Here is a 22,543-nt window from a genome sequence, read left to right as displayed (position 1 = left end):
AAAGATCTCTCGTCTTCAGGGCGAAGGGGGGAAAACGGGCGTCATTATAGAGAATCCTCCGCCGCGACGAAACCGTTTGCGTAGAAATAACAGCAGAAGTTTTTATTGCACGAAAAGTAAACGATATATTCTTAAAAGTTGCTTACTGGCGTTTTCTTACGCAAAATGCGCCTCATTCACTCACGGGGTTCAGACAAATCATGGTTATTGTTGGCTAAGGCTCATCCTGCTGCAGAATGTTATCTATTTGAAAAGAATAAAGATTAATTATCTGCTTATCGGTATCGTCACCTTGTTGCTGGCAGTGGCTTTATGGCCCTCCATTCCAGGTTTCAATCAGACCGAAAACCGTATCGCCGCGATCAAAGCGCGGGGGGTTTTGCGCGTCAGTACCATTTCATCGCCGCTGACCTGGACGATGATTAACGGCAAGGCAACGGGCCTCGATTACGAACTCGCAAAACAGTTTGCAGACTACCTGGGCGTGAAGCTGTTAGTGGTCGTGCGGCCAAACATTAACGCGCTGTTTGATGACCTGGACAACGACAACGCCGACCTGCTCGCCGCCGGCCTGGTGTATAACTCTCGCCGCAGCAGCGACTACCAGGCAGGGCCGACCTATTATTCCGTTTCGCAGCAGATGGTCTATCGAGTAGGCAGCCCGCGCCCTAAATCTCTCGGCGGCGTCAAGCCATCACAGTTGGTGCTCTCTTCTGGCCAGGCGGTGGTGAGCGATTTGCAAAAGCTAAAAGACGCTCAGTACCCCGACCTGAGCTGGAGCATTGACGCCAAACAAACCAGCAACCAGCTCTTGCAGCAGGTGATTGACGGCAATATCGCGTTTACCATCTCAGACTCCATCGCCATCAGTCTTTTCCAGCGCGTGCATCCTCAACTGGCCGTTGCTCTGGACGTCACGGATGAACAACCGGTCACCTGGTTCTCTAAACGCGATGGCGACGACAGCATGAGCGCCGCGCTGCTCGATTTCTATAATAAGATCAGCAGCGACGGCACGCTGGCAAGGGTTGAGGAGAAATACCTGGGCCATATTGGCGATTTTGATTACGTCGATACCCGAACCTTCCTGAACGCGGTGGATGCCGTTTTGCCGGAACTCCAGCCGCTGTTTAAAAAGTACTCCGATGACATTGACTGGCCGCTGCTGGCTGCAATTTCCTATCAGGAATCCCACTGGGACACCCACGCTACTTCTCCGACGGGCGTGCGCGGGTTAATGATGCTGACAAAAAATACGGCCCAAAGCCTCGGCATCACCGACAGGCTGGACGCCGAACAGAGCATCAGCGGCGGCAGCCGGTATCTGAAAGATATGATGAGCAAGGTCCCGGCCACGGTACCGGAGTATGAGCGTATCTGGTTCGCGCTGGCGGCCTATAACATGGGCTATGCGCACATGCTGGATGCCCGTCAGCTAACGGCCAAACAGAAAGGCAACCCGGACAGCTGGGCCGATGTGAAAACACGCCTGCCGTTGCTGAGCCTGAAGCCTTATTACAGCAAAACAACCTATGGATATGCTCGTGGACACGAGGCTTACGCGTATGTAGAAAACATCCGCAAGTATCAGCTAAGTCTGGAAGGGTATTTGCAGGAGAAACAGAAGAAGGCGATCCAGGCTGATAAATTTGCCGAGGCTTACCCTGCGGTTGCCCCGGTGGAGCTGACTAGTCCGTCTTACGGGCCTTTTCCTTTAGGGCCTTTTTCTCCAGGCGACGAGCGCGAAAAAAATCGCTCAGCATGGCTGAGCACTCTGTCGCGAGCACCCCTTCACTGACCTGCACCTGATGGTTCATTCCCGGATGGCCAAGCACATCCATCAGCGAGCCTATCGCTCCGGTTTTAGCGTCACGCGCCCCAAACACTAAATGGCCAATGCGGCTATGCACCATCGCCCCCGCGCACATGACGCAAGGTTCGAGCGTGACGTAGAGCGTGGTGTCCAGCAGACGGTAATTTTGCAGTACCAGTCCGCCCTGGCGCAGCGCCATGATCTCCGCATGAGCCGTAGGATCGTGGCGACCTATCGGACGATTCCAGCCTTCACCGATGACCTGATTATTGTGTACCAGCACCGCACCAACGGGTACTTCTCCTTCATCCCAGGCTCGCTGAGCGAGGGTCAGGGCGTGGCGCATCCAGTGTTCATGGGTAAATTCTGTGTCTGACACAATGCTCTCCGCGGCGAAAGTGGGCGGCGCATTATACACACCGCTTAACGGATTCAAAACGCCTCACTCAAGCTGCTGCAGTTCCCCCTGAGGCGTGACGCGCCAGCGGTGCTCGCAGAAATAGAGTAAGGGATTATCCTGATGGCTGTCGCTGTAGCCGCTGTAAAGCCGCAGCGGCGCGCCAAGATGCTGCTCCAGTTGCACAACTTTCTCATGGCCGAGACAGCGCAGGGTCAATATCCAGCCGCAGTGAGCCCGTGCAATCTGGCTGGCAATCACTTTGACCTCCGGCAGCCACGGTGTATCAAAATAGACTTTTTCCACCAGAGGCTGCGGTGAACCGGTAATCAACCAGACGTCGACATCCGGGCTGTGCAGATAATCCGTGAGGCGCTGCTGGACGACGGGAAATGCCCTCACCTTCTGCCGGAACCAGGCGACAAACTCACTTTGTAGCCGCTGAAGCCGGGCCTCGCTGCGCCCAAACGTGATGCCCCATAGCAGCAGGCTCATCGGCTGACGGGCCGCGCTGCCTTTGATCAGCATCATGCCGCCAATCAGCGGCAGCAAGATAATAACCAACGGCACGTTCAACGGCAGGCGGCGCAGGAGATAAAACAGGAAGCTGCCGAACATGTCCTGCTGATGCAGGGTGCCATCCAGGTCAAAAAAGACGACGCGGCGCGGGTGATGAGGTGTCAATTCAGGCTCCTTTTGGACTCGCGTTCACGAAACAACGCCAGCTAAAGCCTAACAGATAGCCCCGCGATTTTCCGCGCGCCTTCCTGGCTGGCAGGTTGAACACAACAGAATATTTAATTCGGCAACATTGCTCTATAATGGAATTTATAATTCGCTCAGATGCTTACCAGAGCAAGTCGTTATCAGAAGTGCCGCCCCGGAGGTGAAATGAACTGTTTACTGCGCATTCGAAGCCGTTACGCCATGCTGGCCCAGAGTGACCGCAAGCTGGCCGACTTTTTGCTCGCTGAGCCCGAACGCGCACGCCACCTCAGTTCACAGCAGCTGGCGGAAGAAGCCGGTGTCAGCCAGTCCAGCGTCGTAAAATTCGCGCAGAAACTGGGGTTCAAGGGCTTCCCGGCGATGAAACTGGCGATCAGCGAAGCGCTGGCGAGCGGTCAAAATCCTAACTCTGTCCCGGTTCATAACCAAATTTTAGGTGACGATCCGCTGAGGCTTGTTGGGGAAAAATTGATTAAAGAGAATATCGCGGCGATGCACGCCACGCTGGATATTAATGCGGAAGATAAATTGCTGGCGAGCGTTTCGCTGCTGCGGAATGCGCGGCGCGTGCTGCTCGTGGGAATAGGCGCCTCTGGACTGGTGGCGAAGAATTTCTCGTGGAAGCTGACGAAGATTGGTATTCACGCCGTCGCCGAGCAGGATATGCATGCCCTGCTGGCAACCGTGCAGGCGATGACGCCGGAAGACGTGCTGCTCGCTATTTCATACTCGGGCGAGCGCCGTGAGATCAATCTGGCCGCCGATGAAGCGCTGAACACCGGGGCGAAAATCCTCGCGATTACCGGCTTCACGCCTAACGCTCTACAGCAGCGCGCCAGCCTGTGCCTGTATACCATCGCGGAAGAACAGGCCACGCGCAGCGCCGCAATTTCCTCAACCAGCGCCCAGATGATGTTGACCGATCTGCTGTTTATGGCCCTGGTTCAACAGGACCTGGAAAACGCGCCGGAGCGGATCCGACAGAGTGAAGCGCTGGTGAAGAAGCTGGTTTAGGGGCTCAAGGCTGTTTAGCATTTGCCGGAAATTTTTTATACAGCGTAGAGACGCCGACATCGTAAATAATCGCCACCTGCTGCCTTGTTTCTCCGGCAGCAATTAACCTCCCGGCCTGCGCCCATTGCGTTGCCGAGAGTTTAGGCCGCCGCCCGCCAATTCGCCCTTCAGCTCTGGCCGCCGCCAGTCCAGCCCGGGTTCTTTCGACGATAAGCTCGCGTTCCATCTCGGCCAAAGCGCCCATCACGTGAAAGAAAAATCGCCCCATCGGCGTAGAGGTATCAATGCTGTCCGTCAGGCTGCGGAAGTTAATCCCCCGCGTACGCAGTTCCTCAATCAGCGAAACAAGGTGGCGCATGCTGCGCCCAAGCCGGTCCAGCTTCCAGACGACCAACGTGTCGCCTTCGCTGAGCGTTCTGAGCACCTTTTTTAACCCCGGCCTGTCCGCCGTTTTACCGCTGATTTTATCCTCAAAAATCAGCTCACATCCTGCACACTCCAGCGCATTTTTCTGCAGCGCAGTGTTTTGGTCATTTGTTGACACCCTGATATAGCCTACCAGCATGACGTTTTGCCTCATAAAAGGCTGAGAGCATGCCACGGCGCGGCAGGATGTGCATTTTCTTAAAGGTTGGTTTGGGGGAAGGGTCTGCAAGTTTGTCTACCAATGGATGGCAGAAGCTTTCTTCCGGACTTATTTTACAGTGGGGATACAATGTAGTTGCTAATGGTGTAGTCAGTGTAACTTTCCCTATTCCATTTCCAACTTCTTTCTTTTGTATATCAGGTAATCATGGTTTTCTAAATACGACAGCTGGCCCAGCGATTGTTGTAAAAACAAGCGCTGGGATGGACCGAAATAAAGTTACACTGTTAGTAACCAACAGTTTTGCAACAGTTAATACTGTTGATGGTTGGGGATGCTTCTGGATTGCACTGGGGTGCTAAAATGAAATATATATACAGTAAATCACAAAATGCATTTTATCCTTTCTCCCTCCGTGAATTATATGAATTAACAGATACCTGGCCCTCTGATGGTGTAGATGTCTCTATGGAGGTTTTCGAAACTTATACATCAACGCCTCCAGTTGGTAAGCATAGAGTCACTGGAGTTAATGGATTGCCTGTATGGGAGGATGTCCCATCACCAACCAAAGAGCAGGTAGTCAGCATGATGGATAATAAAAGGAAATCCAAAATTAATCACGCAAATGATTTCATCAATAATAAACAATGGCAAGGGAAAGCCGCTATTGGGCGTTTAAATAATGATGAGTTAGCGCAGTACAATATATGGTTAGATTACCTGGATGCACTGGAAGCTATTGATACTTCCAACGCACCAGATATCGAATGGCCTACGCCGCCGGTTTATCCGGCCAGCTAACATCAGGCGCGGTGGAGGTATCTATCGCTTTCACCGCTTTTATATATTCCATCCATGCAATAAGTTTATCTTTGTCAGTATCGTTGATAATACCGAGGGTGAGTTCAGTTCGCCAGTCAGCAGTGATATTGCTTGCATCACTTAGCAGGGTTTGCCGTTTTAGTTCTGCATCAGAAATATCGTCTTTTTTCTTTGCTTCAATGTCCGTCACCCATTTTTCGCCATCCCATTTATCATAGGCTGTTGCAGGGGCGATTGTCGTTGTATCCGATGGATAACCCCCCAGCTTTGAAATAGTGATTTTTTCACCATCAAGCGTACTATAAATCGTCCCCCCCCTGTTGTCGGGGATATATTCCCACGCCGTAAGATCATTTTTTCGGCAAATGGCAAACCCTTTTTTTCGTTCGCCTGGTGCATCAATGCAGGAATTGGCAGGTAAACCGACTCCAATAGCAAGATATTCAACCGTTAAAGAAAGATACTCTTTCGTATATCCATCATAGTTAAATACATTAATTTCTCCAGCCAGTGTCGCAATAAGATCGTTGTTTAATTTTGCGTCAGCCATTATGCGGCCCTCACTATAAAGTTAAATGCAATATTTCGAGGTCTATTTTCGTTTGAAGTTGGAACCACTAAAGAGGCATCAAACAAAACACCATAATTTGTCACAGGGTATGAGTTTTGGGGCACAGGGATTATCGAATTATTTACACCTGAATCATATATAGCAAGGGCACCATTAACACCCGTTGGGAGAACTACTGTATTATTTATCTGCCCTTGAGTATAAGCGACTATACTCCCTCGAATATTACGTATTGTATCACCCTGTAATGACAGTAATGCACGGCCAACATCCACCCCTCTCCCATCATCCCAACCACGAATAAACTCCCCACGTAAATCAGGAAGCACAAGCGCGGGATATACCTGTGCAAGTTTTGGATATTGAGCCGCTGAAAACGCTGCGCCATTGCATTTCAACCATCCTGCCGGTGCTACAGACAACGCCCACGGAACAGGCACACCAACCGGCAAAGCCGATCCTTCCCCCAAACCAAGGTTTGCGAGAGCCGTAGAAACCGCCCCGGCACCGTCGGCCTTGATATCCGCGAAGGGGTTTTGGCGGCTGATATATTGGTTACCAAAACCTGAAGTAAGCTTCGCCAGGAAGGCGGCGATGTCGCCGTCGTCCAGCACGTCCTGCCCGCTTTTATCGCTCACGAACTGGGCCAGCGCGGCGGCAATAAATGACGTCTGGCGCAGCGCTTTGTTCACCTGAGCGCTGCTGGCTTTACCGCCGGCAAAGCCGCTTAGCAGCGCGGGCAAATTTTCCCATTCATTTTGCGGCGTGACGTTGGCGTCAGGCCTGGTCGCAAAAGGTTTAAACTGATTTGTAGCCATTAAAGTTTCCTCTCCCATGCGCCGTCGTCAAAACCGGCGATATAGTGATTGTTGATATCAAACCCAAAGAATTTGCCGCCCTGCGACGGCGCTTCTACCGAAGGCGTCTGAATGTCTCCGGCCCAAACGCCCGCGGCTTTCACCGTCAGATAGCCCTGTTTGATGGCCGCGAGAAGCTCGAGGGACACGTCAGCAATGTCCGTTTTCGGCAGTACCCAGACAGAAATGGTCATGTCCTGGTTGTCGACGATTTGCATTCGCAGCCCCGCGCCTGCCGTGGCAGCGTCCAGAATCGCGGGCAGCGTGTCGTTCTGCCCGTCCCAGTTGTTCATCGCGATTTTTGCCTTGAGGATGATGCGGTAGGTTTCATCGCTCAGTGAGGTGTAGCCTGCATCGGGATCGTATGGTCCCTGCCACACGCCCTGGTCATAACCCAGCCCGTCGGTGTCCCAGCTAAAATAGACGCCGGAAATCGGCTGGCTAACGATGCGGCTTCGCCCAATCCACAGCCCCAGCGCATCAAGCTGAACCCCAACCGCAGTGTCGATATCAAAAGCGTTGATCAGACTTTCGGTGGTCATTGCGGTTTCAGTGAAAGGACGGGTACTCAGATCAACATGGGCAAAAAACAGGGGCTTGCTGGCGTGGTAGCTGGTGATGCGCCCGGTATATTTACTCATGAGCTCACCCTGATATTGATGTTGTCCACGCTGCAGGAGGCGGCTTCGCTGTAGCTAATATTGACGTTTGCCGCCGCGACCGCAGAGGCAGATTTACCGATCAGCAAATCGGTGATGTCGTAATAACGCGCTTTCCCGCCGCTGACTACGCCCAGGTTGGCCGGTGAGTAAATGCGACTCAGCAGCACGCTGTCGCCAATCCCCAGCCCGTTGATATAGTCGGTAATCGCCTGCTTCATCTGCTCGCCGATTTGCGACGTATAGCCGGTGAACACTTTCAGCACGATGTCGACGTAAATCGGCACATTGCCGGACCGAGAGAAAGCAATGCTGTGGGGATTGCCGTAGAGATCGGGCACCACAATGGACGTCGAGCCAAAGGTGGCGACGCCCTGGCCTTTTTTGCCCCTGATCGTCTGAGCAATTTCCGTCACATCCCCGCCGTCCACAATCGCAGCGATGGTATGCGGAGGCAGGCCATTGGCGTTGATAGCACCGGTATCATTTTCGTAGAGCTTATGCCGGGTAACGCCTGCAATGTTGGCAATAGCACCCTCGACCGCCTCGAACGGCGTGAGCGCAGGCAAGGCAACGCTTTGCGACTGCCGGATGCGTAATTCGGCATCGGTTTCTGCCGCCACGCCCGGCGTGGCGGCCTGAGGGTTCGTGGCCGCCGTCCAGCCACGTGTTGGTGTGCCCATGATGGTAATGGACCCTGCGGGTGCCGCCATTACGCCGCTGCTGGCGCAGGTTGCGGTGGCGATTACCGATCCATCGACACCAATTGATACCCCCTCAGGCAAAAACCATGTCACCCCGCTGTCATCTCTGACAGAGCCACGGGTTATGGTCGTACCGGGGATGCCCGTTAGCAGTAGATCGACCGTCGAGAAGGTCGCTGCCCGCCTGACAATACCGTTGATCTTAACGTTGCTCGATAACGCCCTCCCCATCGCCGTCGCAGGCGAAAAGCTGTTGTAGGCGGCAATCGCCGCATTGTTGGCGTCATGAATGGCCAGCGCCACCAGCGAGATGAGCTGCCCGTCTTTGCTGTCCGGCTCCAGGTACGCATCGGTGCCGTAGATTTGCCTGAACGCATCCCTCAAAGTCCCTAACAGGCTTTGATAATCAGGCGCGGTTATCCCCTGGGCCGTTACCGTTGCCGATAACCCCAGCGTTTCAGAATTGAGGGCCATTTATGCCTCGCTGTTTAAAGTGGTAGGACCGTAAACGGTGTCGATGGTGGCGTTGAAGGTTACGGTGCGTTTTTCAGTGCGCGCGGCGGTGACATCCAGCACGGACTTAACGCCCATGGTCTGGCTGACGCGGTCAATCAGCATTAATACCCAGGTGTCATCCTGCTGTTTGCCAAGAACGGACTGGCGGTAAGGTGTGCCGGTCCGGTTATCCAGAAACCACTCCCCCTGCCACAGCTTGAGCCGGGTACTCACCGCCTGAGCCACGCACTCCGGCGAGTTTTCCAGGAAGGTGTTTTCTCCCTGACCAAAGGTGTAATCTCCGTCGCTGCTCTCTCTGCGGTATTTCATACCGGACCTCCCGTGTTCGCACCGCCGGACTGCACGCCGCCGTGGCGGTGCTTCGTCAGGCTTATCCCGCTGGCAGTAACATCTCCGCTCACGGTCACGTTGCCTTTGATATTGACCTCACCGGTCAGGTCAATGCTGGCCGCCGTCGCGGTAAGTTTTCCCGGCGTAGCGAGCGTGATGCTGTGGCTGCTGGGATCCAGCTCAACAAAGGCTTTGCCGTCTTCGCTGCGTAGCTGAACCGCCGAAGTGCTGATGCCGCTGATTTTTTTCGCCTGTGACTGAGGGCCGGGCAACACGAAGGCATCCGACAACGAGTGCTGACGGGCATCGACCGGCTCCTGAATGCCTCCGCTTTGCCACCAAAAGTCGATGGCGCGATCGGCGAAAATAACCAGGCATTCGTCTCCCGCTTGAAGCGGAAACGTCAGCGAGCACCCTCCGCCATGTGGGAAAACAACCGGCACATCCACCAGCAGCGGATAGGCGACTGAAGCAATTGTGCCATCGCTGCTCGCCTTCGCGCCCCGGATAGCCGGTGCCACTTCACAGGTCACTGATAGCGGATCAAAAGACTGAATGATGCCGGGTAACGCGACCCGAAGATCGTTGCTTAATGCGGCCCGGCTGGCCGCAAGCGTATCGGCCAGCTCACCGCTGAGAGCCGAAGTCGTCAGAGCCATGATTCCTCCAGGGATAAAAAAACCCGCAAAGGCGGGTTTGGGGTTGCTGACAAAGAGGGAAAAAACGTGGTTTTTCCCTCTTTGTGGTTATCAGCCGAAAATCAATATATTGATTTTCCTGTTTTGTTTAACGAGCCATCTGGTATTTCTTCTCTCGCCAGAGGTTCGTCATCAGTCTGGAACCCGCAAAGGCGGGTCTGGCTTTTATTTATTAGAGGCGGAATGTTTTTTCCACGCCTCTTCCACATCATTAATTTGCTGGCCTGCCGGGAAGCACATCATGGTCATATACCATTGATCCCCACGGGTATCCCCGTTGTAGGTAATGCCATAAATATCGTACACGCCGTCCGGCGAGGGGCGAATATAGTCATCCTTAGCAAGCAGCTCAGGCTTATAGAGCGTGTTTTGATCTAACTGCACCTGACCGTGGAGCAGGATTGTGGGGTTAATCAGGCATTTCAGGGTTACGCCAGCATTGGTTGACGTTTGCGGCCGTCCAATCAGTCCACTCTGGCTGTTAAGACTCACCGGCGGGTGTGCTTTTTCAGTCGCGTTGAAATAGTCCAGCCTGTCATTCGACAGCTTCCAGGTGGCCTTGCACAGCTTTCCGATTTGATCGAGATAACTGCTGACCTTGCCGTGGAAGGTATACCCTCTGGGAAACTTAGTTTCGGGAAAAGGCGGCAGCCTGCCGGGCAGAATGCCAAAAGGTTTCAGTGCGCCAGCTGCAAGTTGATACATGTCATATACCGTGTAGCCTTTAGCAAGCGTGGCGCTAAGCACTGCGGACATCAGCGCCTCATGACCATCAACGGCCTGAATTAAAATCCAGTCGTCAGGGGTATCCTCTCGCCCCGTCATCCAGATGCGAATGTCACCGCTGAAGATCACCCCAAGGTTCATACCGTCTCGCGGCCCCCACTCGGCAGGCTCGACAACCCTGACTTTTCCCACTTCACTGCGGCTTACCACCGGTTCTAATCCGTTGTAGCCCGCAATCAGCCGGATTTTGCTGTACTCCTTTTGTGCAATACGATTCAGGCTATCCGGCGAGAGGTTGTAGATTTTTACCTCGGCCGTTTTGGGTGAACTGCCGGCATGCCAGTCGATTTTAAACGTCACTTTAAAATCAGAAAGTGCAATACCGCTGCCGTCTTGCCTGAGAAGCTGAAGCTCAAAGTGGCGGGACCAGTTATCACTCATCTCCCCCTCCTTAATCTGCCGTCACAAAGTAAAGGTGACTGCCGTTTCCAAGGTTAGTTTTACTTGGGTAGTCCTGAGTTTCATCATCACAGCCAACCCAGAGCCCTCCGCCAAAACCAAGCCAGGCGTACGGAGCCAACAAATCGGCGCCGCTCACCAGCGGGATCCCATTCACGATGGGCCGATCATCGGTATCGAGAATATCCAGGATCCAGCCAGCGGCATCCCGATAAAGCAGCCGCATGCGCAGGGTCAGCCCGGCTAGTTGGATCGTAAAGATTTGGTTATCCGCGCTGAGGGGAATTTCTGCAATTGACATTCTCTCTCCTCATTTTGATTTCGGCTGAAGCGGCGTGATTTTTGCCGATCCCATCGGGGAGGTAACCACTTTCTCGCCTTTGTTACCGACGGAAGACGTTGTTACCCCATCATCCATCGCCGTTTTAGGCGGTGCATCCCGAACATCCACAACGGTCATGAGCACCTCGCCCAGCGAAAGCTTGCAGCCAAGAATGTTTTCCGATTTAGCGCTGGTCGTCACCATTAGCGTTTTGATCAGCATATTGTCGTAAGAGCGGCGACGGGTGATGACCTTGAAGGGTTCAGCCTTTTTTTGCAGATCAAGCAACTGCTGGTAAATCTGTGCCGGACTGGCGCCCACGTTGAGTCTGGGGCTGATGTCGATCGTATTGGTAAAATCGACCATCGAACCACCGGCTTTAAAGAAGCAATCAATCGTTACATCGCCGGGCTCTGCCCAGGCATGGTCGCTGATATTCGGGCCAAACTCGACGGGATGAGAAGCAATTTTCAGCGTGTCCGTGTGGAGTTCGCTGACCACCACATCCGGCACCAGAAAACCGGAGAAGCTCGTGCGTGGCTGAAAGTAAGCACCAAAAATATCCATTAGCTCATCCTCCTGTCATACTGCTGCGCCAGCTGAGAATGAACGTTGAACAAGCGCTGAGATGTCTCGGTCGCCGCCAGACGAGGTTCAGAGACGCCATTCACGACGATATGGGTATTACTATTAATCGTGGGTGAATGCGTAGTGCTGTTGTTCGCCGTGGAGAAATCTCCCGAAGTCGCCAGGCGTTCATTGTTGGCCCCCCACGCCGGAAGCAACATTGAGACAGGATCGGGTTGACTGAGATTATTGACAGCATTGGATAACTTTCCGCCAGAGCCTTTTTCTTCATCTCCAGCAAGCCAGCCCTGGAATGTGTGCCATCCCTTAGAGAGCTTCTCTTTAATAATGCCTGCTGCGCCATCCGCAATTTTGGTCGCCGGCGTCTGGAACAGACCGTTTGCTACCAATGACTTTCCGATATTGGCTGCTTCTGCCCAGTTCCCCTCTTTTAGCGCATTGATCAGACTCCCAATCAGTCTTAGCGTGGCGCCTAACTGATTAAAGTTGTCCAGAAGCCCCTTAAAGATGGTGCTGATAGACCACTTGCTAAAATCGATGCCCAACAGGCTGCCAATATCAACAATAAGATCTTTTATGGTTTTCGCGAGGCTACCGATCGTGTCCGCAGCCATTTCAATAACCGGTCCCCACTCTCCCCAGTCAATAAAGCTCTCTTCCCCAGCTTTCCATTTCTGGTAGTCGTTATAAAGCAGGCCAATGGCCGCAGCCAGCGAGAGGATAATCCCGACAGGGGAAGCGAGAAATGCGCTGTTCAGAACCAGCCAGGCCGCGGTAAGCCCCGCTAAACCACCGATTAGCCCCTGAGAACCTTCGTCAAGGCGATCCCACCAGGCCATCACGTCGGTAACCCAGTCGATGGTGCCGCTCAGTGAATCAACGAAAATGTCAGCAAACTGTTCAACGACGGCGCCAATTTTGTCCAACACGCGTTCAATTTGTGGCGCTTTAACCAGCATTTTTTCGGCCAGTCTCTCAACGGGCTCAGCCAATTTTTCGGCCAGATCGCCGCCTGATTTTGCTACTAACAAATCAAACACGGAGTCCGCTTTACGCCAGGACTGCATAAATTTTTCGGACTGGTCGGCGCTTTGCTCTGCGCTTCCGCCTATGCGGAGGGACAAGTCCTGATACTCTTCGGCAAACTGGCCTAATCCGCGCTGCATCGCATGCAGCGTGTCGTCATCAATCCCCAGATTCAATGCATAGAAATCGGCGCTGTCTCTGTTCACTGTGCCCAAAGAACGGGCAACCTGCGTGAAAATATCGGCGTTATCCCGCTTTAAGCCAGCGTCATCATGCGTTTTTACGCCGAGACTTTTCAACAGGCTCTCGTGCAGAGAGTCACCGTTCACATACTCACTAACGTTTTTAATCGACTTTTGCAGCGCACCAATGTCCGCCCCTGACTGACTGGCACCGTATTGCAGTGCCTTGTAAGCCTCTAAATCGGCGTTCAGAGATTGAGCTGCCTGTGCATCCTTCTCGATGCCAGACAGCCGCTTTTCAAACCAGGATCCCGCTTTAGTTAGCGGAGACAGCACCTGATTACTGAAGTTTTCGAAACTTTTGGTCAGTTTTTCAAAATCAACTTTTGCCGCCTCTTCTTTTCCCTTTTTCAGCGTTTTATCCAGTTCCCCAAAAGCGGCGTTGATTCGCGAGCTAAGGTCTTCTTGATAAAAAAAATCTGGGATCGGGACGTAAGGAACAAGCTGTGTGCTAGCGCTCATTTTCCTCTCTCCAGCGTGTGATACAGGCCTTGTTATCGGCCTGCATCTCAAGGTAATCATTCATCAGCGCAATATCGTAGAGATCCACCGCGCCGCTTTTCAGATCCAGCCAGCTGAGGCCGAAGACCTCCGCCGGGCGAAGAATGTAATCTTCCCCGCCCGGTAGCGTCTCCAGCCTCAGGCCGCCGACGGAGCCGGTTTTTCGCTGCCGGGGAGTTCTTGCAAAAAATTTCCCAGCGAGTCGGCCACCACCCGGGCCACCAGCTGCAGCAGCGTCATCAGATCGATATCGTCAAAGGACAATGCGCCCTGACTAAAGACCGGCACCCAGCCCTTCATGTGTTCGCGCGTCACGACCGAGAGGCACGGATACAGAATGGTGTTGCAATCTTCATCGCTGAGGTCGGCAAGGGTGCGGGCAATTTTTGGCAGCACGGTTTCGAGGGCGTTTCCGCCCTCCTTACCCTGCAAGCTGCGAAAATCACCCACAACGCCTGCCAGAACCGGCAGCAGCTTCCGCGCAACGCTAAGCTGCTCGAAAACACCGAGCTTGCCAATGCGGTAGTTCACCGCTTTCAGGGTAATTTCCATGACTTAGAACTCCCCGAGCAGCTGATCAATTTTGCCGCAGTCAAACTTCCAGTCCATGGTGCCCGCCTCTTTGCCATTGGCATTGGCCGGTAGCTGTGAAAACGCTACGTCACGAGCGGTAACCAGATCGCCGGAGGACGTATTGCGCACGACAATCGTGTTTTTACCCCACAATGCCGAGGAGAGCGTTTGGGCGTTGTAAGCCAGCATCAGCTTTTTGTTTACCGGGGAGGTCTTCATCAACGTCACGGTGATCGAGCCGTTTTTCGCCGGAGAGAGGTTATGCATCACCTCACCGTCAATGCCGACGGTCATCGTATTTTTTGTGCCAGCCATTTCCACTTTGATCCCGGCATCACCGTTCGCGCTGCCCGCGCCCAAATCAATCACGCCAGTTGGCCCCACAAGAGAAGCCGTCACATCCATAAAAGAATAAGTACCCATTTAAATCTCCTTAACGAACAACATTGATTTCGACGTCAGCGAAGTGCACAGCACCCGCCAGTTTGCAGGCCACCTGAATCACTGGCGCCTTACGCGCCTCGCGGTCTGACTGCGCCTGAGTCGCTACAGCTGGGGCGTAAACGTAGTAGCCTTTGGTCAGCGTGTCGCCGGAGGCCAGTTGGCCAATATTGGAGCCATTCCAGACACCCGGTGCGACCAGGCCATTGGTGACCGCCTGCGTCATGGAGTGCTCAACGTTGCTCAGCAGACGGGTAACACCGGCATCGGTTTGCGGGATTTTGGTGGTGCTGGTGTAAAGCAGGTTATAGAGGTTGGTCTGCACATAGTTTTGCAGCCAGTCCAGGCCGTGGCGCTCATCGATGAAGCTGCCGTTGCTCATCACGCCTTCCTGAATAATGGCTGTGTCGTTGTTGTAATTCACAAAGACGTTGGCGTTTTTCGCGGAAAGAGCATTGATTTGCGTTTGGGTCAGCGTTTCTGCGGTAATCCCCGGTTCCTGCTTGAATTTCAGGGTAATGGTGGTGTTATTGCCGTTGAAGTTAACGGTGAACGCACGGCCAAACAGGGAGGCTGCCGCAAACGGCGTGGCGCTGGAGTACTGACCAAAAGTGCGGGCGAACTTAGCCGCTTTCAGCTTGCTGAAGACATCGGTGCTGTCGTTCGCATCCAACACTTTAGCGCTGGCGGAAGTATGACCAAAGATACGGGAAACGCCGTCGCCTTCAATAACCGCCGCCACGGCCAGCACGCCTTCATCGGTAAGGGTATCGTCGGCAATCACCAGACCATACCAGTCGGTCGAGTGCGCACTCAGCGCGGAGACGCATTCGGCGATGGTTTCTCCGACTTTGCCCTCGCCGCCTTCTTTAACCCAGCGCCCGATATACAGGTCGGCAGGCTGCGGGGACTGCTGGTAGTAGAGGCTGGCGGCTTTGTATTCCGGCGCTTCCAGACCAAAATCGGCGGCTACGCCGCTCAGGCTGGAATAAGCACGCATACGCTCTTTGGCGTCAATAACGTTGCTCGCGCCTACGACCAGCAGCGCACCATAGTTACGGGACTGCGCCGCACGCGGCGCCATATTCACTGTCACGCTGACAATGTTAGATACAGGTAAACCCTGTGACATAGCTTACTCTCCAATGATTTTTACTGCGGATGAAAGGATGGAACGAATACCGTAGCGCCGGGCAATACTGCGCTTTAGCGCCACGGTGAGGGTGTAGCGGCGTAGCCACTGGTTATTGATAAATTCAGGGTCCGGCGTAATGTCGCCGCACTGCAAAAATGTCAGGCCCAGTCGGTTAAGCTCGGCGTTGTTTTGCGGCACGTTCAGGCCATCACGAAAAAGCGCGGCAACGGCCTGAGCGCCGGGGCCATAAAAGCCACAGGTCACGTCCACGGACTCGGTGCTCTGAAGTACGCTTTGATCGCTGTCCTGCGAGTGGAAGAAAGACGCTTCCGCCTGCTTCACGTTGGTAAAAAAATCACACCAGGTAATACCGGCCTCAGGCGTGGCAGGTGGCGGATCGCTCCACTTCGCCATCACCATTTCCGGCGGCAGGCCTGATACGCCGATAATCCAGCCGGTGAGATCGGCATCAAGTGCATCGTCATAGTGTGGCGATGCCCCCAGCGGCGTCAGAAAACCCGGACGCGTGGTGTCATTCATTGATTTCTCCAAAGAAAAACCGCCCAAAGGCGGTTGAGGTTGCTAACAAAGAGGGAAAAAGCGTGGTTTTTCCCTCTTTGTGGTTATCAGCCGAAAATCAATGAATTGATTTTCCAGTTTTTTCACGAGCCGTCCGGCGTCTCTTCTATTACCGGAGGTTTGTCAGCAGTCTGAACCGCCCGAAGGCGGTCAGATAAGGCTTACAGCCCTTTGGCCTGCAGACGAGCCACGTGGTCGACGTACAGCTTGACCGGGTCGCTGTTGCTGGCCACCACGCCGGCAAGCTGGTTGATGGCATCGACGTGATCCATCGAATAGTCGGAGCCAATCACTTTGCCCAGATGGCTGCTGTAACGGCCAACCAGGCCATCGTTCTGGAAACGTTCATTGGTGAACAGGATGGAAAACGCCAGCATGGCGACGTGCAGCGGATCCAGGTTGTTCGCGCCCTGATTCAGCGGGTTGTAGTCGATAATCCCGCTCCACGAGTAGTAGTACACGCCGTTATCCAGCTCTTTGCCCTGGCCGCCCCACTGCGCAGGCAGCCCCTGCGGATACTTCTTGTTAAAGGCGGCCACGCCTTCGCTGGTCAACGCATCCAGGGCATCCACACCGGATTGAGGCAGACGAGGTGCCCCCGCCAGGGCGGAAAGCAGTTGGCCGAAAGCCGACAGAGCTGCATTAGCGATAGACTCAGGCAGGCGGCCAGGCTTCAGCGCCAGTCGAACAAGGTCTGCCACTTCTGAGCCATGGTTAACGCCGTTCACGGAGGTTACCGAGGCGATAAGTTCAGGATGGGTCGCCGCAGCGTAACGACAGGCCAAAGGCCCCTGACTGTGGCCAATCAGGTTAACTTTTGCCGCACCCGTTTCGGCCAGGACTTTACGTACAAATTCCAGCAGCTGCTCGCCGCGCATTTCATTGCTGTTCAGTGCGGAAATCGTAGCGATGTAGACCTTCGCCCCGGCTTTCTCCAGCGCCTCTTTGATGCCGTAGAAATAGGGGTAGATCCCGCCAATTTTGTCGAAACCAAACAGACCGTGGACCAGAACAATCGGGTACTTCAGGGATGTAGACATAGGAATGACCTCTTTGACGTAGGAATAAAAAAGCCTCGAAAATTCGAGGCTTAGTTCAGGCACTGATTGCGGATGTACTCCTGCAGCCCCGCCAGCTGCTTGTTGCTCGTTTCTATTCGCTCCCGGAGACGGAAATAATCCCGTTGAGCGGCGTCAGTAAGTCCGGGGGCGGCTGCATCATCCAGCCTGGCGGGGGCGGTGGTGCCAGGCACTGCTTTGCAGGTGGCGCTGACGCGCAGCCGCTGAGTGCCAGCAGCCACATCACGCTGCAGGTTTTCAATGGTGAGCCGGGCATGGGTTAACTCCTCGCTATAGTGGACATCCAGGTCAGCTATTGCCTGCTGGCGCCGGACAAGGTTTTGCAGCTCATTTTTTTGCTGAGCCAGCTGCTCCAGGGCTGACTCTGCCCTTTGTTTTTGCACGGCATAGCGTTGGTGAAACCACCAGCTGCTGGCAATGAGCAGCGTAAAGGCCGCCAGCACAAGTGAGGTCAGCGGCTTCATTCCTCCGGCTCCGGCCAGGTACAAAGCTGGTACTCCACCTCGCGACGATTGATAAGCCCCTGCCACTGCTTCCCACCCGCCCAGATCCATTTTTTCAGCCCAGCGCAGGCCTGTTTGTACTCGCCAGCGTTTAACATCCTGAGCACGGAAGAGCGCAGAAAAGCGGCTGTGCCGACGTTGTAGGTAAAGCTAATCAAAGCTGCTCGTTGGTACTCACTAACCGGGACGGTGACGGCCCTAGAGACCGCCTGAGCCGCCGGGCCGAGATCCTGGTCAAGCCAGCGCCTGCACTCAGACAGGGTGTATGTTTTGTCGGGAATAATGTCTTTACCGGTATGGCCGTAACAGACGGTCAGCACCCCGGCGACGTCGTAATATGGCGTGTAGCTCACGCCTTCCAGCTCGGGCAGAAGCGTGCCTGCAATCGTCAGAGCACCCGCCCCTGACAATCCGAGTAATGTTTTTCTGAGTCCGGGAGAAAGAGCCATTAGTTACCTGCCTTTTTCAGTACCTCGCTGACTGCCCTGATAATCTCAATCTGCTCGGCTCGGTTTAAGGTTTGCAAGTCATCCACCAGCGTCTGGAGGATGCGGGTGCGCTTTTGATCTTCGAGATGCTGTCGGTGGGCATCCAGCCTGCCGCCCAGCCACGAAGCCAGTGAAATCAGTACGCTAAGCAGTCCGAATATCATGTAGACCATATCCTGTGTCGTGATACCCAGACCGGCGGCAAGCGCCGCCAGCCACGCAAAAGACTGCGTGACCAGATTTGCGGGTTGGTCGTTCATGGAAGAACCTTCGGTTGAGGTGTCGAACTGCCGTTGGGGTGAAGAAGCGGTATGGCGTTAAATCAGCGGAACAGGTTTTCCGCGTCGGGTTTGCTTCCCGGTCGCTGCCGGTAAGCCGGATTCGCTGCGAGGCGCGGCCTGATAAACGCTTTTTTGCCTGGCGTCTAACTTCTGGCGCAGTCGTTGATAATGTTCTGCCTGCTGAATGATTTGCAGACCATAGATGTTAATCACCTCCAGCGCCTTGTCTGGGCGAGACCTGGGCTTGCGGGCTAGCGAGAGAATAATCCGTGCGTCAGGTTTCGCTCTTACCCCGACTAACAGCGGGTTGGCAGCTTTCCAGACGGCCTGTTTAGCTTCGCGTCGCTGGCGGCGACGTGCCTGTGCGTCCATACAACCTCCTGTCAATCAACTTTGGTGATATCTCTCTGATATCCCAAAGCTTCTTGCTTTGGTGTATGTGCCCTTTTTCAGGGCCTGATGTTAAGGAGCGTTCACTTGCCTTGTGAGTCGGTGCGTCCTGCCGATGAATTGATATTGAACCAATAGTACAATAACGTCAAGAACCAAAAGTACGAATTATTTAAAAAAAGATCACATTGATAATTAACTATTGATTAATAACATTATTTTTAGATGGGTTAGCATTCGAGTTGCGGCAAGGCGGCAAGGGGTCCAGCCTCAGGCGCTTACCTGGGTAAGTGACTGAGGCTGGAGCTTGAAGGATGAGCTATCTCAGGCGTGGCGGCGAATTGAATGGCTGTACATCACTCGGCCAATAATTTTGAGGTGCTGTTCGTTCTCTTCGCTAATGCGCCAGTCAGCATATTTGGGGTTGTCCGAGCGCACCAGCAGGCAGTCATGGGTCATCTGCAGGCGCTTCACCAGCAGTTGTCCCTTATAGAGGAACACGTAGATGCCATCGCCATCGAAGTAGTCTTTGCCAATATCCACAAAGATATAGTCACCCAGTTCAATGGTGCCGGACATGCTGTCACCGGTGACAGTGATGATTTTTATCGTTGAAGCCGGCCGGTGGCCGAACAGCTCCAGCGCTTCCTGGCTGTCGTAAACGATGTGGTTGATGGTTTCGGTGACTTCGCTGGAGACCAGTCGCCCCGGTCCCGCACTGGCCTCAATGTCCAGCACGTCGATGCGAAAGCCCTGCTCTTCGCGCGGCTGGAAAGGATAAATGGCCGCCTCTTCATGACTGGCCGCATTCTCGCGCCCTTCGCTTTGATAGCCCGTTTCACTGCCGTGCTGAAGCCAGAGCGCATCGGCCCGAAGAAACGTCGCCAGCTCGTACATTTTATCCTGTCGGGGGATGGCTTCGGCGTTAAGCCACTTACTGACGGCCTTGGAGGATACGCCCAGCGCGCGCGCTATCGCCATACCGCGCCCGAACTCATCGAGGTTTGCTTCGCTGCAGGCCTGCGCCAGCCTGCGGGAAAAAGCTTCGCGCAGTTGTTCTCTCTGTACCATAAGTACGATCCCACCGTGTTTATCGTGACCAATAGTTCAATGATAACACGTACTGAAAGTACACAGAGCACAAAACTTAAAGGCGCAGTATCATTGGGGATGATCTGCTTTTGTGGTAAAGTGCGCGCCATCGAAACGTCCCTGCTTTATCCATTATCTTTAATCAAACTTAATACTGGTTAAATATACAGGTTTTTGCAATGTTTTGAGCGCGAAATGTGAATATATCTTTTAGTCCGGTAGGACTGGTAACAGGTTGAAATGGCGTTATTAATTACGAAGAAGTGCATCAACTGCGATATGTGCGAGCCGGAGTGCCCGAATCAGGCCATCTCCATGGGCGATGCTATCTACCAGATCGATACCGACCGCTGCACGGAATGCGTTGGCCATTACGAAACCCCGACCTGCCAGAAAGTTTGCCCGATCCCCAGCACGATAATTCACGACCCGGCGCACATAGAGAATGAAGAGCAGCTGTGGGATAAGTTCGTGCTGCTCCACCATGCGGATAAACTTTAGCTTTCGATGATCACCGTCGCGCAGGCGTAATGGCGCTCATCCGCCAGGGTAACGTGAACTGAACGCACTCCCATTTTTTCAGCCAGCCGCTCCGCCTCTTCCCAAAACCGCAGTTGAGGTTTGCCCAGCGCGTCGTTAAACACTTCAAACTGGTTGAACGCTAGCCCGTTGCGAATTCCGGTACCAAAAGCTTTCGCTGCCGCTTCTTTCACCGCAAAACGCTTCGCCAGAAAACGCACCGGCTGCTGATGCGCCTGGTACAAGACCCATTCATTTGGGCTCAGTACGCGCTTTGCCAGTCGGTCGCCGGAACGGGAAATGACGCTCTCAATGCGCGCAATTTCCACAATGTCCGTGCCGAGGCCGAGAATGGCCATTAGCGACGCGCTTCCTGCATCAGGCGTTTCATTTCAGCCACGGCTTCTTTAAGACCGCTGATTACCGCACGTCCGATAATCGCGTGGCCGATGTTCAGCTCATGCATTTCAGGGATCCGCGCGATGGCCTGAACATTGTGATACGTCAGCCCGTGACCAGCATTTACCTTCAGCCCTTTAGCGGCGGCATAGCTCGCGGCTTCAGCAATGCGAGCCAGCTCTTTGGCCTGGGTCGCTTCGTTTTCAGCGTCCGCATAGCAGCCGGTGTGGATTTCAATGTAAGGCGCGCCCACGGCCACCGCCGCGTCAATCTGCGCGTGGTCGGCATCAATAAACAGAGAAACCAGAATACCGGCGTCAGCCAGGCGCTGGCAGGCATCGCGCATTTTATCCAGCTGACCGGCAACATCCAGGCCGCCTTCGGTGGTTACTTCCTGACGCTTTTCCGGCACCAGGCAGCAGAAATGCGGTTTCGTCTGGCAGGCAATAGCGATCATCTCTTCGGTGACGGCCATTTCCAGGTTCATGCGGGTATCGAGGGTTTCACGCAAAACGCGAACGTCACGGTCGGTGATGTGGCGGCGATCTTCGCGCAGATGCACGGTAATGCCATCGGCACCCGCCTGCTCCGCGATAAACGCGGCCTGAACCGGATCCGGGTATGCCGTACCGCGCGCGTTACGCAGGGTAGCGATGTGATCGATGTTGACGCCTAACAGTAATTCAGCCATGACAATCCTCAGAGTTCGCAGACAGATGCCGGGCAGTGTACACCTGCCGGGGAAAGCCTGGCTACGGTCTGTGATTACTGTGAGCTATCAGATGGCTCAGGTGGCGTTTTTTTAGGCACAAACTGGCGGAACAGTTCGCGGCTTTTGAGGGGCTTCCCTTGTAGATACGGTTTGAGCGCCATACGCGTGAAACGCTTGGCGGCACGGAGCGTGTCGGCATCGGGAAATTCGCGTTCGGCTAGCGCTCTGAGCTGGCGGCCGGTAAAGCTGCTGTGGCCGATCACCACGCTGGCAATAAAACCTTTCTCTTCACGGTAGGTGTAAGTCATGGTGTCATCGACGCCTGCCCCGCTGCCGGCGCAGTGCAGAAAATCCACGCCGTAGCCAAGGTGCCCCAGCAGCGCCAGCTCAAAACGACGCAGCGCAGGCTCCGGTGTGCCCGTAGCACCAGCTAAGGCCTGAATGCAGTGGAGATAATCGAAGAACAGTTCGGAGAAGCGGGTTTCCTGCTCGAGGACGCGAGCCACCAGTTCATTGACGTACAGGCCGCTGTAGAGCGTGATACCACTTAAAGGAAGCGCCAGAGAAACCGCTTCGGCGCTGCGTAGCGTTTTGACTTCGCCACGGCCGCCCCACCGAACCAGCAGAGGGGTAAAAGGCTGCAGAGCGCCTTTCAGGTTTGAGCGTTTGGAACGCGCGCCTTTGGCAATCAGACGAACGCGCCCGGACTCTTCGGAAAACAGGTCGAGCAGAAGGCTGGTTTCGCTCCAGGGGCGACTATGCAGGACAAAAGCCCGTTGCCAGCCTTCCATA

The 22,543-nt window shown here is 54.2% G+C and carries 32 protein-coding genes; 5 read left to right on the top strand and 27 right to left on the bottom strand.

Translation table 11 applies throughout. The annotated features are described in order from the left end of the window. The first annotated feature begins 247 nt into the window (after positions 1 to 247). Positions 248 to 1,798 carry a membrane-bound lytic murein transglycosylase MltF gene (mltF, locus tag F3J28_RS00275; RefSeq protein WP_166871615.1) on the top strand — a complete coding sequence of 517 codons (1,551 nt, stop codon included), beginning with the start codon at positions 248 to 250 and terminating at the stop codon, positions 1,796 to 1,798. On the opposite strand, the gene tadA is transcribed toward mltF, so the two are convergent. Both tadA and yfhb read right to left on the bottom strand, forming a co-directional pair. After that, the gene (gene tadA / locus F3J28_RS00270; protein WP_286175196.1) at positions 1,689 to 2,159 is read right to left on the bottom strand and encodes a tRNA adenosine(34) deaminase TadA; all 471 of its coding nucleotides are present in this window, start codon (positions 2,157 to 2,159) and stop codon (positions 1,689 to 1,691) included. The two genes, mltF and tadA, sit on opposite strands and share 110 nt — an antisense overlap. A gap of 96 nt (positions 2,160 to 2,255) precedes the next feature. Further along, positions 2,256 to 2,894: a phosphatidylglycerophosphatase C gene (gene yfhb / locus F3J28_RS00265; protein WP_166871613.1), complete on the bottom strand. Its 639-nt coding sequence runs from the start codon at positions 2,892 to 2,894 to the stop codon at positions 2,256 to 2,258. A gap of 207 nt (positions 2,895 to 3,101) precedes the next feature. Here yfhb and F3J28_RS00260 point away from each other — a divergent pair, with 207 nt between their 5' ends. Next, positions 3,102 to 3,950, top strand: coding sequence for a MurR/RpiR family transcriptional regulator (locus tag F3J28_RS00260; protein WP_166871611.1), 849 nt, complete (start codon positions 3,102 to 3,104; stop codon positions 3,948 to 3,950). A 4-nt stretch (positions 3,951 to 3,954) separates the two neighbouring features. On the opposite strand, the gene F3J28_RS00255 is transcribed toward F3J28_RS00260, so the two are convergent. Beyond that, positions 3,955 to 4,515, bottom strand: coding sequence for a recombinase family protein (locus tag F3J28_RS00255; RefSeq protein ID WP_166871609.1), 561 nt, complete (start codon positions 4,513 to 4,515; stop codon positions 3,955 to 3,957). Between the two features lie 29 nt (positions 4,516 to 4,544). Between F3J28_RS00255 and F3J28_RS00250 the strand changes: the two genes are divergently transcribed. After that, complete coding sequence (locus F3J28_RS00250; protein WP_205247053.1) at positions 4,545 to 4,898, top strand: gp53-like domain-containing protein; 354 nt, start codon at positions 4,545 to 4,547, stop codon at positions 4,896 to 4,898. Position 4,899: 1 nt separating this feature from the next. Next, positions 4,900 to 5,340 (top strand): tail fiber assembly protein, encoded by a 441-nt coding sequence (locus F3J28_RS00245; RefSeq protein WP_166871606.1) that lies wholly within the window; start codon positions 4,900 to 4,902, stop codon positions 5,338 to 5,340. Here F3J28_RS00245 and F3J28_RS00240 read toward each other — a convergent pair. The 21 genes from F3J28_RS00240 to F3J28_RS00145 all read right to left on the bottom strand — a co-directional run bounded on the left by F3J28_RS00240 (position 5,312) and on the right by F3J28_RS00145 (position 20,100). Further along, positions 5,312 to 5,911 carry a tail fiber assembly protein gene (locus F3J28_RS00240; RefSeq protein ID WP_166871604.1) on the bottom strand — a complete coding sequence of 200 codons (600 nt, stop codon included), beginning with the start codon at positions 5,909 to 5,911 and terminating at the stop codon, positions 5,312 to 5,314. The two genes, F3J28_RS00245 and F3J28_RS00240, sit on opposite strands and share 29 nt — an antisense overlap. Then, positions 5,911 to 6,750, bottom strand: a complete 840-nt coding sequence (locus tag F3J28_RS00235) for a tail fiber protein (RefSeq protein ID WP_166871601.1) — start codon at positions 6,748 to 6,750, stop codon at positions 5,911 to 5,913. The genes F3J28_RS00240 and F3J28_RS00235 overlap by 1 nt, the downstream gene beginning before the upstream one ends. After that, the gene (locus F3J28_RS00230; RefSeq protein ID WP_166871598.1) at positions 6,750 to 7,430 is read right to left on the bottom strand and encodes a DUF2612 domain-containing protein; all 681 of its coding nucleotides are present in this window, start codon (positions 7,428 to 7,430) and stop codon (positions 6,750 to 6,752) included. Before F3J28_RS00230 ends, F3J28_RS00235 begins: the two co-directional genes overlap by 1 nt. After that, positions 7,427 to 8,626: a baseplate J/gp47 family protein gene (locus F3J28_RS00225; RefSeq protein ID WP_166871595.1), complete on the bottom strand. Its 1,200-nt coding sequence runs from the start codon at positions 8,624 to 8,626 to the stop codon at positions 7,427 to 7,429. The genes F3J28_RS00230 and F3J28_RS00225 overlap by 4 nt, the downstream gene beginning before the upstream one ends. After that, a complete protein-coding gene (locus F3J28_RS00220; RefSeq protein ID WP_085541543.1) occupies positions 8,627 to 8,977 on the bottom strand; it encodes a contractile injection system sheath initiator in 351 nt (116 codons plus the stop codon). Further along, positions 8,974 to 9,657 carry a Gp138 family membrane-puncturing spike protein gene (locus F3J28_RS00215; protein ID WP_166871592.1) on the bottom strand — a complete coding sequence of 228 codons (684 nt, stop codon included), beginning with the start codon at positions 9,655 to 9,657 and terminating at the stop codon, positions 8,974 to 8,976. The genes F3J28_RS00220 and F3J28_RS00215 overlap by 4 nt, the downstream gene beginning before the upstream one ends. A 204-nt stretch (positions 9,658 to 9,861) precedes the next feature. Beyond that, on the bottom strand, positions 9,862 to 10,863 hold the full coding sequence (locus tag F3J28_RS00210) for a hypothetical protein (RefSeq protein ID WP_166871589.1): 1,002 nt from the start codon (positions 10,861 to 10,863) through the stop codon (positions 9,862 to 9,864). 10 nt (positions 10,864 to 10,873) lie between these two features. Next, the gene (locus tag F3J28_RS00205) at positions 10,874 to 11,182 is read right to left on the bottom strand and encodes a phage baseplate plug family protein (RefSeq protein WP_166871585.1); all 309 of its coding nucleotides are present in this window, start codon (positions 11,180 to 11,182) and stop codon (positions 10,874 to 10,876) included. A 9-nt stretch (positions 11,183 to 11,191) separates the two neighbouring features. Next, positions 11,192 to 11,770 (bottom strand): phage baseplate protein, encoded by a 579-nt coding sequence (locus F3J28_RS00200; RefSeq protein WP_166871582.1) that lies wholly within the window; start codon positions 11,768 to 11,770, stop codon positions 11,192 to 11,194. Then, positions 11,770 to 13,521, bottom strand: a complete 1,752-nt coding sequence (locus F3J28_RS00195; protein WP_166871579.1) for a phage tail tape measure protein — start codon at positions 13,519 to 13,521, stop codon at positions 11,770 to 11,772. The genes F3J28_RS00200 and F3J28_RS00195 overlap by 1 nt, the downstream gene beginning before the upstream one ends. Beyond that, on the bottom strand, positions 13,511 to 13,585 hold the full coding sequence (locus F3J28_RS22570; protein WP_441302654.1) for a DUF6889 family protein: 75 nt from the start codon (positions 13,583 to 13,585) through the stop codon (positions 13,511 to 13,513). The genes F3J28_RS00195 and F3J28_RS22570 overlap by 11 nt, the downstream gene beginning before the upstream one ends. A 113-nt stretch (positions 13,586 to 13,698) precedes the next feature. Then, on the bottom strand, positions 13,699 to 14,112 hold the full coding sequence (locus tag F3J28_RS00190; protein WP_166871576.1) for a phage tail assembly chaperone: 414 nt from the start codon (positions 14,110 to 14,112) through the stop codon (positions 13,699 to 13,701). A 3-nt stretch (positions 14,113 to 14,115) separates the two neighbouring features. After that, positions 14,116 to 14,556, bottom strand: a complete 441-nt coding sequence (locus F3J28_RS00185) for a phage structural protein (protein ID WP_085541535.1) — start codon at positions 14,554 to 14,556, stop codon at positions 14,116 to 14,118. Positions 14,557 to 14,566: 10 nt separating this feature from the next. Continuing rightward, positions 14,567 to 15,706, bottom strand: a complete 1,140-nt coding sequence (locus F3J28_RS00180) for a DUF3383 domain-containing protein (RefSeq protein ID WP_166871573.1) — start codon at positions 15,704 to 15,706, stop codon at positions 14,567 to 14,569. 3 nt (positions 15,707 to 15,709) lie between these two features. Further along, on the bottom strand, positions 15,710 to 16,249 hold the full coding sequence (locus tag F3J28_RS00175) for a phage neck terminator protein (RefSeq protein WP_166871570.1): 540 nt from the start codon (positions 16,247 to 16,249) through the stop codon (positions 15,710 to 15,712). A gap of 200 nt (positions 16,250 to 16,449) precedes the next feature. Then, positions 16,450 to 17,328, bottom strand: coding sequence for an esterase/lipase family protein (locus F3J28_RS00170; protein ID WP_045783583.1), 879 nt, complete (start codon positions 17,326 to 17,328; stop codon positions 16,450 to 16,452). 50 nt (positions 17,329 to 17,378) lie between these two features. Further along, complete coding sequence (locus F3J28_RS00165) at positions 17,379 to 17,831, bottom strand: lysis protein (RefSeq protein WP_166871567.1); 453 nt, start codon at positions 17,829 to 17,831, stop codon at positions 17,379 to 17,381. Continuing rightward, positions 17,828 to 18,319 (bottom strand): lysozyme, encoded by a 492-nt coding sequence (locus F3J28_RS00160; RefSeq protein ID WP_034809540.1) that lies wholly within the window; start codon positions 18,317 to 18,319, stop codon positions 17,828 to 17,830. Before F3J28_RS00160 ends, F3J28_RS00165 begins: the two co-directional genes overlap by 4 nt. Next, positions 18,319 to 18,618: a hypothetical protein gene (locus F3J28_RS00155; protein ID WP_008459490.1), complete on the bottom strand. Its 300-nt coding sequence runs from the start codon at positions 18,616 to 18,618 to the stop codon at positions 18,319 to 18,321. Before F3J28_RS00155 ends, F3J28_RS00160 begins: the two co-directional genes overlap by 1 nt. Before the next feature lie 57 nt (positions 18,619 to 18,675). Beyond that, positions 18,676 to 19,011: an antitermination protein N gene (locus F3J28_RS00150; protein ID WP_166871564.1), complete on the bottom strand. Its 336-nt coding sequence runs from the start codon at positions 19,009 to 19,011 to the stop codon at positions 18,676 to 18,678. 342 nt (positions 19,012 to 19,353) lie between these two features. Further along, positions 19,354 to 20,100: a LexA family transcriptional regulator gene (locus F3J28_RS00145; RefSeq protein WP_166871561.1), complete on the bottom strand. Its 747-nt coding sequence runs from the start codon at positions 20,098 to 20,100 to the stop codon at positions 19,354 to 19,356. Positions 20,101 to 20,361: 261 nt separating this feature from the next. On the opposite strand from F3J28_RS00145, the gene F3J28_RS00140 reads away from it, so the two are divergent. Further along, complete coding sequence (locus tag F3J28_RS00140; protein ID WP_008459497.1) at positions 20,362 to 20,622, top strand: YfhL family 4Fe-4S dicluster ferredoxin; 261 nt, start codon at positions 20,362 to 20,364, stop codon at positions 20,620 to 20,622. Here the strand turns inward: F3J28_RS00140 and acpS are convergent. The 3 genes from acpS to recO all read right to left on the bottom strand — a co-directional run bounded on the left by acpS (position 20,619) and on the right by recO (position 22,542). Then, on the bottom strand, positions 20,619 to 20,999 hold the full coding sequence (gene acpS, locus F3J28_RS00135; protein ID WP_166871559.1) for a holo-ACP synthase: 381 nt from the start codon (positions 20,997 to 20,999) through the stop codon (positions 20,619 to 20,621). The genes F3J28_RS00140 and acpS overlap by 4 nt on opposite strands. Further along, positions 20,999 to 21,730 (bottom strand): pyridoxine 5'-phosphate synthase, encoded by a 732-nt coding sequence (pdxJ, locus tag F3J28_RS00130; RefSeq protein ID WP_166871556.1) that lies wholly within the window; start codon positions 21,728 to 21,730, stop codon positions 20,999 to 21,001. The genes acpS and pdxJ overlap by 1 nt, the downstream gene beginning before the upstream one ends. 74 nt (positions 21,731 to 21,804) lie before the next feature. After that, positions 21,805 to 22,542: a DNA repair protein RecO gene (gene recO / locus F3J28_RS00125; protein WP_166871553.1), complete on the bottom strand. Its 738-nt coding sequence runs from the start codon at positions 22,540 to 22,542 to the stop codon at positions 21,805 to 21,807. Position 22,543 lies beyond the last annotated feature (1 nt).

It is taken from the genome of Enterobacter sp. Ap-1006 (genome assembly GCF_011752835.1).
Classification (GTDB): domain Bacteria; phylum Pseudomonadota; class Gammaproteobacteria; order Enterobacterales; family Enterobacteriaceae; genus Cedecea.
The sequence above is the reverse complement of the archived record's forward strand: the minus strand, read 5'-3'. Positions and strand labels throughout refer to the sequence as shown.